A 12,157-nucleotide genomic window follows, 5' to 3' on the forward strand; every position below is an offset into this window, starting at 1 on the left:
CCAGGGAGGCCCCGGCCGGGCCCCGCCGGATGGGCCGGGAAGGGCCTGTCCGCCCGGGTCCTGCGGGGCTCGTGGGGAGGGATTTGCACTGACCGGTCGGAACCCCGTAGAGTGAGGTTTACCGACGCGGGGTGGAGCAGCTCGGTAGCTCGCTGGGCTCATAACCCAGAGGTCGCAGGTTCAAATCCTGTCCCCGCTACTCAAGATCGAAGGCCCGGATCCCTTGGGATCCGGGCCTTCGGCGTTCCCCGGGCGCAACACGCATGCCACGCATGCCGGAGCCGTGACGGCACGGGTGCGATGCGGATGCGGTGTGGGTGCGGTTACGGGCCGACACCGCACCGGACGGCAGCCGCCTGCCGCCAGTCGACAGGTGTCAGGCGGCGGGTGTCAGGCGGCGCAGTTCGGGCAGATGCCCCGGTACGTGACCTCGACGTTCGACACCGTGAAGCCGAAGCGCTCGGAGTCCGGCAGATCCGCCAGCGGGTTGCCCGCCGGATGGACATCGCGGATGGCGCCGCAGCCGGCACACACCAGATGGTGGTGCGGGCGGTGCGCATTGGGGTCGTACCGCTTGGCGCGGCGGTCCGTGGCGACCTCCAGCACCTCTCCCAGGGCGACCAGCTCACCGAGGGTGTTGTACACCGTCGCCCGGGAGATCTCCGGGAGTCTCTCCACCGCCCGCGCATGCACCTCGTCGGCGGTCAGATGGACGTGGTCGCCGTCGAGGACCTCGGCCACGACACGCCGCTGCGCCGTCATGCGCCAGCCGCGTCCACGGAGTCGTTCCAACAGGTCACTCATAAGGGCCAGCCTAACAGTGGGGGGACCAGATCCCGAACGGGTGTGACTTTGGAAGTGCACTTGACTTAGACAAAGTCCATCGTAGGATCGGGTACCGGCGAACGCCAAGGGACAGGACAAGCAGGGATGACGCAGGAGGCGCACGTGACGCAGGGACCGCTCACCACGGAGGCCGGAGCTCCGGTCGCCGACAACCAGAACAGCGAGACCGCGGGCGTCGGCGGTCCTGTTCTCGTTCAGGACCAGCTGCTGATGGAGAAGCTCGCGCACTTCAACCGCGAGCGGATTCCGGAGCGCGTCGTCCATGCGCGCGGCGCCGGCGCGTACGGCACGTTCACCCTGACCAGGGACGTGTCGCAGTGGACCCGGGCGGCCTTCCTGTCCGAGGTCGGCAAGGAGACCGAGACCTTCCTGCGCTTCTCGACCGTCGCGGGCAACCTCGGCGCCGCCGACGCGGTGCGCGACCCCCGCGGCTTCGCGCTGAAGTTCTACACCGAGGAGGGCAACTACGACCTCGTCGGCAACAACACCCCGGTGTTCTTCATCAAGGACGCCATCAAGTTCCCGGACTTCATCCACACCCAGAAGCGCGACCCGTACACGGGCTCGCAGGAGCCGGACAACGTCTGGGACTTCTGGGGCCTGTCGCCGGAGTCGACCCACCAGGTGACGTGGCTGCACGGCGACCGCGGTATCCCCGCCTCGTACCGTCATATGAACGGCTACGGCTCCCACACCTACCAGTGGACCAACGAGGCCGGCGAGGTCTTCTGGGTCAAGTACCACTTCAAGACCGACCAGGGCATCAAGACCCTGACGGCGGCCGAGGCCGACAAGCTGGCCGGCCAGGACCCGGACAGCCACCAGCGGGACCTGCGCGAGGCCATCGAGCGCGGTGACTTCCCGAGCTGGACCGTGCAGGTGCAGATCATGCCCGCGGCGGAGGCGGCCGGATACCGCTTCAACCCCTTCGACCTGACCAAGGTCTGGCCGCACGAGGACTACCCGCCGGTCGAGATCGGCAAGCTGGAGCTGAACCGCAACCCGGAGAACATCTTCGCCGAGGTCGAGCAGTCCATCTTCAGCCCCGCCCACTTCGTGCCGGGCATCGGCCCGTCCCCGGACAAGATGCTCCAGGGCCGGCTCTTCGCCTACGGCGACGCCCACCGCTACCGCGTCGGCATCAACGCCGACCATCTGCCGGTGAACCGTCCGCACGCCACCGAGGCCCGTACCAACAGCCGGGACGGCTTCCTCTACGACGGCCGGCACAAGGGCGCCAAGAACTACGAGCCCAACAGCTTCGGCGGCCCGCACCAGACCGACCGCCCGCTCTGGTCGGCCACCGCGGTCAGCGGCACCACCGGTACCCACCCGGCGGCGACCCATGCCGAGGACAACGACTTCGTGCAGGCGGGCAATCTCTACCGGCTGATGTCGGAGGACGAGAAGGCCCGGCTGATCGAGAACCTCGCCGGCGGTATCGCCGGGGTCTCGCGCGACGATATCGCCGAGCGCGCGATCAACAACTTCCGTCAGGCCGACGGAGACTTCGGCAAGCGGCTGGAAGCCGCGGTCCAGGCCCTGCGCGGCTGACGGACGCCTGCCGCAAGGTGCGGGGCCGGTCCGGCCGTCGTGATCACGACGGCCGGACCGGCCCTGCTGTGTTTCCGGCGGTCTCGCTGTCCCCTGGCCCCGCTCAGCCGACCAGGGTCTCGCGGTGGCGGCGCGCCGGGGCCCAGCAGCGGACGATGTCCCGGACCGAGACGATGCCCACCGGGCCCGCGTCGTCCAGCACGATCAGATGCCGGAATCCGCCGCGGGACATGGCTTCGGCCGCCTCCTCCAGCGTCCAGGAGGGCGCAGCGAAGACGACTTCGGTGGTGGTGTGGGCGCCGGCGATCTCCCGGTCGGGGTCCTGGCCGGTGCCGACCGAGGTGAGGATGTCGCGCTCGGTGAGGATGCCGGGGCCCTCGGCGTCGCCGTCGAGGACGACTGCCGCGCCGACCCGGCGGGCGGCCATCAGTCCGGCGGCCTGCCGGAGGGTGTGGGCGGGGCCGATGGTGAGGACCACCGTGCTCATGGCGTCACGGACGAGCATGGGCGGAGCCACCTCCTTGGGGAACCGGCCCTTTCGAGAACCGATTCACAAGTTCACAAACGGGGGCACCTTCAGAGTCGCAGCCCGGGGCGGTCGCATCAAGGGGCGCGGCGGGGCGTTGTGCGTTGTTGTGCCCGGGATCTTCGTCCGGTTCGCGGTCGGTGGTCAGCCGTTCGCGGAGGGTGCGGGGGCCGGTCCGGGGGGTGGTGTGAGGGCGGTACGGACCAGTCCGCCGACGCCCTCGCGGTCGGGGGCGACGACGAAGGAGAGCGCGAGCCGGACCGTCAGTTCGCAGCGGTGGGCCAGGGCGGCCGCCTCGTCCGGCGGGGCCGGGCCGTTGCTCCGGGCGCGTTCCAGGGCGGCCAGGGAGCGTTCCCGTACCGCCGCGGCGACATCCGCCGGGGCGGGCGGTCCGGCGTCCGCCCGGCGCTGGGCGGGTGCGGCGGCGAAGGGCGCGCCCCGTCCGGCGGGCCGGGGTGCGGGCAGCCGCTCGCCCCAGCAGCCGGTCAGCAGCGCCCGCAGCAGGGGCCGGGCCCGGGCCCGGGCGACGGTCCACTCGGCGAGGGCGACCAGCTGCTCCGCCGGGCCGGGTCCGGCGCGTTCGGCCAGCAGCTGGTCCACACCGTGGAAGTAGGCGTCCGCTTCTCGGCGTACCAGCGCGCGGGCCAGCCCGTCCTTGCTGCCGAACTCGTTGTAGAGGGTCTGCCGGGAGACGCCCGCCGAGGCCGCGACGTCCACCATTCGCACCGCGGGCCAGGGCCGTTGGTCGAGCGCCCGCAGGGCGGCGCTCAGCAGGGACTCTCGGGCTGTGGGCACGGTCACCTCCAGGCCGCAGGGCTCGCTGCCAGAGTTGACGTGCCCCCTTCGGGTGTCAAGGGGCCGGGGCGGAGGCCCGGCGGCATGGCCGGATCCGGTGCAGGGGTGCACCGATAAGGTGAGGATCATGCCCGAGTACGACGATGATCTGCGCCTCGCCCATGTCCTCGCGGACGCCGCCGACGCGACCACCACGGCCCGGTTCAAGGCGCTCGACCTCCAGGTCGAGACCAAGCCCGATATGACCCCGGTGTCGGAGGCCGACCGGGCGGCCGAGGAGCTGATCCGCGGGCAGCTCGCGCGGGCCCGGCCGCGCGACGCGATCCTGGGCGAGGAGTACGGCGTCGAGGGCACGGGCCCGCGCCGCTGGGTGATCGACCCGATCGACGGGACCAAGAACTACGTCCGCGGGGTGCCCGTCTGGGCGACCCTGATTTCTCTGATGGAGCAGGGCGAGGGCGGCTGGCGGCCGGTCGTCGGCGTCGTGTCGGCCCCGGCTCTGGGGCGGCGCTGGTGGGCGGCCGAGGGCTCGGGTGCCTTCACGGGCCGGTCGCTGACGTCCGCGACCCCTCTGCGGGTCTCCTCGGTCTCCCGTATCGAGGACGCGTCGTTCGCGTACTCGTCGCTGACCGGCTGGCGGGAGCGGGGGGGCCGGGACGGCCGCGGCGGCCTGGACGGGTTGCTCCGGCTGAGCGACGACTGCTGGCGCACTCGCGGGTACGGCGATTTCTGGTCGTACATGATGGTGGCCGAGGGTTCGGTCGACATCTGTGCGGAGCCGGAGCTGTCGCTGTGGGACATGGCGGCGGTGGCGGTCGTCGTCCAGGAGGCGGGCGGCACGTTCACGGGCCTGGACGGCCGCCCGGGCCCGCACAGCGGAAACGCGGCGGCGTCGAACGGTCTGCTGCACGACGCGCTGCTGGATTATCTGGGGGATTGATGACCGAGCCCTGCTCTGATGGGCCGTACGGCGAGTGAGCCGAAGGGGCGGCCAGACGGGCCGCTGACCCTCGCGCCGAAGACCCCGGGCCCGCCCCCATGGCCCGAAAGAGGGTCACTGCTCACGACCCGCTCAACCTCAGGTTCCGGCGAGTGAGCCGAAGGGGTGCGCGGATTTCTGGAGGGAGAACGCGCGCAGGCCGCGAGGAACGAGCGGCCGAGCACGATCGACTGAAGAAATCTGCTTAAGCGCCCCGGAGGCGAACCGAGCCCCAAAAAATCAGTGCGCGGAGCCGGAGAGTTGGAGGCCGATGACGCCCACGATCACCAGGGAGATGGAGACGATCTTCAGGGTGGACACGAGGTCGCCCAGGAAGATCATGCCGTAGATCGCGGTGCCCGCGGCGCCGATGCCGGTCCAGACGGCGTATGCGGGGCCGACGTCCAGTTTTTTCAGGGCGAGCGTGAGCAGGCCGAAGCTGCCGAGGGCGAAGGCGGCGAAGGCGACGGTGGGCCAGAGACGGGTGAAGCCGTGGGACAGCTTCAGACAGACGGCGAATCCTGTTTCCAGGATTCCGGCGACCACCACGAGCAGCCACGCCATGTGAGTGCCTCCCCAACAGTCGGTGACTGCTTCGTCGGACTTGTTGCGATTATGCATTTGCCGACGGAGGCGCGCCGCAAACGTCATCGTGGTGTCCGGCTGTGCGTCGTCCGGCCGCGGGGGTGGGTCGGGGGTGGGGCCGGGGGCCGGGATCAGTCGCCTTCGCGCCGTTCCCGGGTGGCGAGGAGCCGGCGGAGGGAGTAGAGCCGGGCGGGGTCGGCGTGGCCTTCGGCGACCCAGTTGTCGAGGGCGCAGTCGGGTTCGTCGTGGCTGCAGCCGCGGGGGCAGTTCGCGGTGCCGGGTTCCAGGTCGGGGAAGGCGAGGATGACGCGCGCCGGGTCGACGTGGTGGAGGCCGAAGGACCGTACGCCGGGGGTGTCGATGACCCAGCCGCCGCTCTCTCCGGCGAGCGGCAGGGCCAGTGCGGAGGTGGTGGTGTGGCGGCCGCGGCCGGTGACGGCGTTGACGTGGCCGGTGCTGCGCCGCCGGTCGTCGGGGACGAGGGCGTTGACGAGGGTGGTTTTGCCGACGCCGGAGTGTCCGACGAAGGCGGTGGTCCGGCCGGTGAGGTGTTCCAGTACGAGGTCGGCGGCCCGGCCGTCGATGAATTCGTCGCGGGTGGTGACGATGTAGGGGACGCCGAGGGCGCCGTACATCTCCAGGAGGTCGTCGGCGGGTGCCAGGTCGGATTTGGTGAGGACGAGGAGGGGTTCGAGTCCGCCGTCGTAGGCGGCGACCAGGCAGCGGTCGATGAGCCGGGGCCGGGGTTCGGGGTCGGCGAGTGCGGTGACGATGGCGAGCTGGTCGGCGTTGGCGACGACGACGCGTTCGAACGGGTCGTCGTCGTCGGCGGTGCGGCGCAGGACGGAGGTCCGGGGTTCGATGCGGACGATCCGGGCGAGGGTGTCCTTGGCTCCGGACAGGTCTCCGACGATGGCGACCCGGTCTCCGACGACGGCTGCTTTGCGGCCGAGTTCGCGGGCCTTCATCGCGACGACGATCCGGTCTTCGACGAGGCAGGTGAGCCGGCCCCGGTCGACGGTGAGGACCATTCCTTCGGTGGCGTCCTCGTGTTTGGGCCGGATGTTGGTCCGGGGCCGGTTGCCTTTCCGGTTGGGCCGGACGCGGATGTCGTCCTCGTCGGGGTTCTTGCCGTAGCGCCGCATTGCCTCAGATCCCGTTCAGCTGTCCGCGCCCGTGGTGTCGGGCAGGCCGAGCATGGCGGCCCACATCGCCGGGAAGTCGGGGAGGGTTTTGGCGGTGGTGGCCACGTTCTCGATGTCGACGCCCTTGACGGCGAGGCCGATGATGCTGCCCGCGGTGGCCATGCGGTGGTCGTCGTAGGTGTGGAAGGTGCCGCCGTGCAGGGTGCGGGGCCGGATGTGGAGGCCGTCTTCGGTTTCGGTGACGTCGCCGCCGAGTCCGTTGATTTCGCGGGTGAGCGCGGCCAGCCGGTCCGTTTCGTGGAGCCGCAGATGGGCGACGCCCCGCAGGGTGGAGGGGGAGTCGGCGAGGGCGGCGACGGCGGCGATGCCGGGGGTCAGTTCGCCGACTTCGGAGAGGTCGACGTCGATGCCGTGGATCCGGCCGCTGCCGGTGAAGGTGAGGCCGAGGTCGGTCAGCTCGCAGGCGCCGCCCATCTCGGTGAAGATGCGGCGCAGTGCGTCACCGGGCTGGGTGGTGCGCTCGGGCCAGTCGCGGACGGTGACCCGGCCGCCGGTGATCAGTGCGGCTGCGAGGAACGGCTGGGCGTTGGAGAGGTCGGGTTCGACGACCAGGTCGCGGCCGAGGAGTGCGGAGGAGGTGACCCGCCAGACGTTGGGTTCGCCGCCGGTTTCGGGCTCGTCGACCTGGGCGCCGACCGCGCGCAGCATGTCGACGGTCATCCGGATGTGGGGCATCGACGGCAGTCGGGAGCCCACGTGCCGTACCTCGACGCCCTGGTTGAAGCGGGGGGCGGAGAGCAGCAGCGCGGAGACGAACTGGGAGGAGGCGGAGGCGTCGATCTCCACGGAGCCGCCGTCGAGGGCGCCGCCGCCGTGGACGGTCAGGGGGAGGGCGCCGCGGCCGTCGTCGTCGATGCGGGCGCCGAGGGTGCGCAGGGCGTCGATCACGCCGTGAAGGGGGCGTTCGTACGAGCGGGGGTCGCCGTCGAAGCGGACGGGGCCGTCGGCGAGGGCGGCGACGGGGGGGAGGAAGCGCATGACGGTGCCCGCGTTGCCGACGTCGACGGTGGCGGGGCCGTGGAGTCCGGCGGGGATGACGCGCCAGGCTTCGCCTTCGCCGTCGGGGCCGACGCCTTCTTCGATGCCGACGCCGAGGGAGCGCAGGGCTTCGGCCATCAGGAGGCTGTCGCGGGAGCGGAGGGGGCGGCGCAGCCAGCCCGGCTCGGCCGCGAGGGCGGCGAGGACGAGGGCGCGGTTGGTGACCGACTTGGATCCGGGCACGGTCACCGTCGCTTCGACGGCTCCGGTCGCGTAGGGGGCGGGCCAGAGGGCGGGGGCGGGGTGCGCCGGTGCTTCGGTCATGGCCATTACTTTAGTGGCTCGGCCGACACCCCGATCTTGATCAAATGTGCCGGAACCTGGGCGTAATCGTTCTGTGGTACGCGCCCGAGCGCGGACCGGGCGGGGAATTCGGGCCGTTCGGGCCCGGGGTCCGGTGCCGGGTCAGCGGAGGTCGAGCAGCCACCGTCCGCCGCCGATCAGCGAGCAGAGCGACACCGCGTGGAAGAGGAGGAGCCACAGGGCGGCCGGTACGTGGGTGAGCCGGGAGAGCTGGTCGGCGTCGGATCCGGGGGTGGCGCCGTGGCGGCGCTTGGTCTGGAGTTCGAAGACCGGCCGGACCCCGCCGAGCAGCAGGAACCAGACCGCGGCGGCGGCGAAGCCCGCCTGGACGTCCGGTTCGGCCAGCCAGGAGATCAGCAGGAAGGCGGCGCCTGTCAGGACGACCGTGAGTACCCCCCACGCGTTCCTGATCGTCACCAGCATGGCCAGCAGGAGGCCGGTGGCCAGCCAGAGCAGCAGGGTGGTGCGTCCGGCCGAGAGCAGTGCGGCGCCGCCGAGGCCGAGCAGGGACGGGGCGGTATAGCCGGCGGCGAAGGTGAGGATCATGCCGATGCCGGTGGGCCGGCCCCGGCTCACGGTCAGTCCGCTGGTGTCGGAGTGGAGCCGGATGCCGTCCAGTTTGCGGCCGGTGAGCAGGGCGATCAGCCCGTGGCCGCCTTCGTGGGCGATGGTGACGGCATTGCGGGAGAGCCGCCATATCGGGTTGGGGACGACCGCGATCAGGGCGAGGGCGCCGGTGAGCACGATGATCCACTGTTCCGGCGCGGGCTGGACGCCGGTGAGCCGGTCCCAGAGGTCGGCGGGGGAGGCGCTGCTCAGGAGCAGGCCGGTCGTGGCGTCGGGGAGACCGGCGACGGGGGTCCTGTCCATGGCGGGGCGGCTCCTGGGAGAGGGGGGCGGGCGCGGGGGGAGAGTGCAGTGTGGCATCCGAAGGTGTGCACCCGGGGAGACGCCTGGGCGGAGCCGATCGTTCCGTGGGTGCCTCGGGGCCGGTTTTTCGGCCACCGGGGCGCCCGGCCCGGCAGACTGCAGGGGCGCACCGGGGCGTCCGCCGGGTCACGGGCACGCCCTCGGGCCCGGCCCGGCGGGCCCCGCAGCGGCGCGGGACGGAACCGGGGACGCGACGGAACCGCGGGTTCACGGCGCCGTAGGACCACGGCACCGCGAACCGGCGGCCTCGCGGAGCGACGGGCACCGCGGAATCACAGCGCACGACCGCACGGTTGTGCAGAGCGAAGGGGTGGTTGGCAGATGTGTGGACGGTACGCGGCCGGTCGGGGGCCCGAGGAGCTCGTGGGGCTCTTCGGCGTACAGAAGTGGGAGCCGGAGGAGACCCTCGCACCCGACTACAACGTCGCCCCGACCAAGCAGGTCCACGTCATATTGGAGCGCCCGCTGAAGGACTCGGGGGATCCCGCCCCGGTGCGGCAGCTGCGGACGGTGAAGTGGGGGCTGGTGCCGTCCTGGGCGAAGTCGCCCGAGGGCGCCGCCCGGATGATCAACGCCCGGGCGGAGACCGTCCACGAGAAGCCGTCGTTCCGCCGGGCCTTCGCGGCCCGCCGCTGCATCGTGCCCGCCGACGGCTATTTCGAGTGGGTCACCGGCGCCGAGGAGCGGGAGCTGGAGGAGAAGGGCCGGAAGAAGCGGCCCCGTAAGCAGCCGTATTTCGTCACGCCCGCCGACGGTTCGGTCTTCGCCATGGCCGGGCTGTACGAGTTCTGGCGCGACCGCACCCTGCCGGACGACCATCCGCTGGCCTGGTGGGCCACCTGCACGGTCATCACCACCGAGGCGGAGACGGGTCCGCTGGGCGTCGCGCCCGCCGACGGGCCGCGGACGCTGGCGGAGATCCACCCCCGGATGCCGCTGATGCTCACCCCCGACCGCTGGGACGAGTGGCTGGACCCGGCGCATACGGATCCGGCCGGGCTCCGGTCGCTGCTCGTCCCGCCGCCGGAGGGCCTGATGCGGGCCTATCCGGTCGCCACGGCCGTCAGCAACGTGCGGAACAACGGCCCCGAGCTGCTGACCGAGCTGGAGGCCCCGGAGGAGAGCACGCTCTTCTGAGCCCGAAGCGCCCGAAGCGCCCGACGCGCCCGACGCGCCCGACGCGCCCGACGCGCCCGACGCGCCCGTTGAGCCCCGACCGCCCCCCGCGACCGGCGCGGCAGGATGGGTCCGTGACCCCGGTGCCCCGGACCCGGGGCCGGAACGGAGGACGTCGGGATGGAGCACGGCCACAGGGACGGCGCCGGAAGCAGGCCCGGCGGCACAGAAGCCCCCGCAGCAGTCGAAGCAGCAGAGGTGGAGGACGTCGGGACGGCCGCCGGTCCCGCGCGGATCCTCTGGCACCGGGCCCGCCGCCCCCGGCTCGTCCTCGCCCTCGGCCACGGCGCGGGCGGCGGTACGGGCGCCCGCGATCTCGCCGCCCTCGCCCGGGCCCTGCCCGCCGAAGGGGTGACCGTCGCCCTGGTGGAGCAGCCGTGGCGGGTGGCCGGAAAGAAGGTGGCCCCCGCCCCGAAGACCCTGGACACGGCGTGGCGCGAGCTCTGGCCCGCCCTGGCCCGCCCCGGGCTGCCCGTCGTCGCCGGGGGCCGCAGCGCGGGCGCCCGGGTCGCCTGCCGGACCGCGGGGGAGCTGGGCGCCGCCGCCGTACTCGCCCTCGCGTTCCCGCTCCATCCGCCCGGCCGGCCCGAGCGGTCCCGCGCGGACGAACTCCTCGGCACCGGCGTGCCCACCCTCGTCGTCCAGGGCGGCAACGATTCCTTCGGCCGTTCCGGCGAGTTCCCCGACGGCCCGTACGAACGCGTCGAGGTGCCGTACGCCGACCACTCGTTCGCCGTGCCGAAGCGCTCCGGCCGGACCGAGGAGGAGACCGTGACGATGATCACGGAGACGGTACGGGGGTGGCTGCGCACGGTACGGGAATGACCCGCGCCCGCGCTCTGTTGTGCGGAGTACCGAGGCCACTGCGGAGAGTCGGCAGGTCCGGCAGGGAAACAGCCATCACGCCGACGGCACAGCCGCCACCAGAGCATGGAGTAGGGAGTCCGACGCATGGGATCGACCATCTGCCCCCGCCGTACGCACGCCGCTGACCTCGGCTGGACCGTGCTCGGACCGGAGGCTGCAGCCCCCGGGCGGGCGAAGGCCGGGGTCGATCACCGAGAGGTCGCCGCCGAAGGTCGACTATTCTCCGATTCGAGCGGGTCCGCATTCGGCCTCGCCACAGCGTTGGAGGAGGTGGGTCCGGTCACTGGGACCGACGCAGGGACCGACGGCGGCCAGGCACACAAGGCGGACGCGGCCGGACGGACGGCTGAGCGCGGTGCGGAGACCCCCGCCGAGCGCAACGCCCGATTCGAACGCGACGCCCTGGCCTTCCTCGACCAGATGTATTCGGCGGCCCTGCGCATGACGCGCAATCCGGCGGATGCCGAGGACCTGGTCCAGGAGACGTACGCCAAGGCGTACGGGTCCTTCCACCAGTTCCGCGAGGGCACCAATCTCAAGGCGTGGCTCTACCGGATCCTCACCAACACCTTCATCAACTCCTACCGCAAGAAGCAGCGCGAGCCCCAGCGCAGTGCGGCCGAGGAGATCGAGGACTGGCAGCTGGCGCGCGCCGAGTCGCATATGTCGACCGGTCTGCGTTCCGCCGAGTCGCAGGCGCTGGACCATCTGCCCGACTCGGACGTGAAGTCCGCGCTCCAGGCCATCCCCGAGGAGTTCCGGATCGCCGTCTATCTCGCGGACGTCGAGGGCTTTGCGTACAAGGAGATCGCGGACATCATGGGAACACCCATCGGGACGGTGATGTCCCGCCTGCACCGGGGCCGGCGCCAGCTGCGCGGTCTCCTGGAGGACTATGCGCGCGAGCGCGGACTGGTCCCCTCCGGTGCGGGGGAGTCGGACGAAGCGAAAGGCTCGGGCTCATGAGCTGCGGAGAGCCGCACGAGACGGACTGCTCGGAGGTGCTCGACCACCTCTATGAGCTTCTCGACGGCGAGATGCCCGACGCCGACTGCACCAAGTTCGAGGTGCACTTCGAGGAGTGCTCCCCCTGCCTGGAGATGTACGGGCTGGAGCAGGCGGTGAAGAAGCTGGTCAAGCGGTGCTGCGGATCGGACGACGTCCCGTCCGACCTGCGCTCCAAGGTGATGGGCCGGATCGACCTGATCCGCGCCGGGCACCCCGTGCCCGACGAGGACGTCACCGTCGGCGGACCGGAGTCCCCCGACCGCGAGTGACCGCACCGGGGCCGGACGCCCGGGGCCGCACCGGCTTCCGCTCCCGGCCCTGAACGCGCTGACGGGCGCGCCGCGA

Annotated in this window: 13 protein-coding genes and 1 tRNA gene; 7 read left to right on the top strand and 7 right to left on the bottom strand. The window is 71.9% G+C overall.

Annotated features, from left to right (window positions below; translation table 11 throughout):
* Positions 1 to 125 precede the first annotated feature (125 nt).
* A tRNA-Met gene (locus tag B7R87_RS22620) sits at positions 126 to 199 on the top strand.
* A 191-nt stretch (positions 200 to 390) separates the two neighbouring features.
* Here the strand turns inward: B7R87_RS22620 and B7R87_RS22625 are convergent.
* Positions 391 to 804 (bottom strand): Fur family transcriptional regulator, encoded by a 414-nt coding sequence (locus tag B7R87_RS22625; protein WP_006346735.1) that lies wholly within the window; start codon positions 802 to 804, stop codon positions 391 to 393.
* 144 nt (positions 805 to 948) lie between these two features.
* On the opposite strand from B7R87_RS22625, the gene B7R87_RS22630 reads away from it, so the two are divergent.
* Complete coding sequence (locus B7R87_RS22630; RefSeq protein ID WP_233168905.1) at positions 949 to 2,400, top strand: catalase; 1,452 nt, start codon at positions 949 to 951, stop codon at positions 2,398 to 2,400.
* A gap of 103 nt (positions 2,401 to 2,503) precedes the next feature.
* Here B7R87_RS22630 and B7R87_RS22635 read toward each other — a convergent pair whose 3' ends face one another.
* Positions 2,504 to 2,905 (bottom strand): CBS domain-containing protein, encoded by a 402-nt coding sequence (locus tag B7R87_RS22635; RefSeq protein WP_006346733.1) that lies wholly within the window; start codon positions 2,903 to 2,905, stop codon positions 2,504 to 2,506.
* A 165-nt stretch (positions 2,906 to 3,070) separates the two neighbouring features.
* On the bottom strand, positions 3,071 to 3,721 hold the full coding sequence (locus B7R87_RS22640) for a TetR/AcrR family transcriptional regulator (protein ID WP_130584840.1): 651 nt from the start codon (positions 3,719 to 3,721) through the stop codon (positions 3,071 to 3,073).
* A gap of 127 nt (positions 3,722 to 3,848) precedes the next feature.
* Between B7R87_RS22640 and hisN the strand changes: the two genes are divergently transcribed.
* On the top strand, positions 3,849 to 4,661 hold the full coding sequence (hisN, locus tag B7R87_RS22645; RefSeq protein ID WP_006346731.1) for a histidinol-phosphatase: 813 nt from the start codon (positions 3,849 to 3,851) through the stop codon (positions 4,659 to 4,661).
* A 279-nt stretch (positions 4,662 to 4,940) separates the two neighbouring features.
* Here the strand turns inward: hisN and B7R87_RS22650 are convergent, their stop codons facing one another.
* From B7R87_RS22650 to B7R87_RS22665, 4 genes are all read right to left on the bottom strand, one after another.
* The gene (locus tag B7R87_RS22650) at positions 4,941 to 5,264 is read right to left on the bottom strand and encodes a DMT family transporter (RefSeq protein WP_006346730.1); all 324 of its coding nucleotides are present in this window, start codon (positions 5,262 to 5,264) and stop codon (positions 4,941 to 4,943) included.
* A 152-nt stretch (positions 5,265 to 5,416) separates the two neighbouring features.
* Positions 5,417 to 6,430 carry a ribosome small subunit-dependent GTPase A gene (rsgA, locus tag B7R87_RS22655; RefSeq protein ID WP_006346729.1) on the bottom strand — a complete coding sequence of 338 codons (1,014 nt, stop codon included), beginning with the start codon at positions 6,428 to 6,430 and terminating at the stop codon, positions 5,417 to 5,419.
* A 15-nt stretch (positions 6,431 to 6,445) separates the two neighbouring features.
* Entirely contained in the window at positions 6,446 to 7,792 is a 1,347-nt protein-coding gene (gene aroA / locus B7R87_RS22660) for a 3-phosphoshikimate 1-carboxyvinyltransferase (RefSeq protein ID WP_040914347.1), read from the bottom strand.
* 141 nt (positions 7,793 to 7,933) lie between these two features.
* Entirely contained in the window at positions 7,934 to 8,701 is a 768-nt protein-coding gene (locus tag B7R87_RS22665; RefSeq protein ID WP_006346727.1) for a M50 family metallopeptidase, read from the bottom strand.
* 381 nt (positions 8,702 to 9,082) lie between these two features.
* Between B7R87_RS22665 and B7R87_RS22670 the strand changes: the two genes are divergently transcribed.
* From B7R87_RS22670 to rsrA, 4 genes are all read left to right on the top strand, one after another.
* A complete protein-coding gene (locus B7R87_RS22670) occupies positions 9,083 to 9,898 on the top strand; it encodes an SOS response-associated peptidase (RefSeq protein WP_040914341.1) in 816 nt (271 codons plus the stop codon).
* 159 nt (positions 9,899 to 10,057) lie between these two features.
* Entirely contained in the window at positions 10,058 to 10,762 is a 705-nt protein-coding gene (locus tag B7R87_RS22675; protein ID WP_233168906.1) for an alpha/beta hydrolase family protein, read from the top strand.
* Positions 10,763 to 11,074: 312 nt separating this feature from the next.
* Positions 11,075 to 11,770, top strand: a complete 696-nt coding sequence (locus B7R87_RS22680) for a sigma-70 family RNA polymerase sigma factor (RefSeq protein ID WP_006346724.1) — start codon at positions 11,075 to 11,077, stop codon at positions 11,768 to 11,770.
* On the top strand, positions 11,767 to 12,081 hold the full coding sequence (rsrA, locus tag B7R87_RS22685; RefSeq protein ID WP_006346723.1) for a mycothiol system anti-sigma-R factor: 315 nt from the start codon (positions 11,767 to 11,769) through the stop codon (positions 12,079 to 12,081). Before B7R87_RS22680 ends, rsrA begins: the two co-directional genes overlap by 4 nt.
* Positions 12,082 to 12,157 lie beyond the last annotated feature (76 nt).

This window comes from Streptomyces tsukubensis (genome assembly GCF_003932715.1).
GTDB lineage: Bacteria > Actinomycetota > Actinomycetes > Streptomycetales > Streptomycetaceae > Streptomyces > Streptomyces tsukubensis.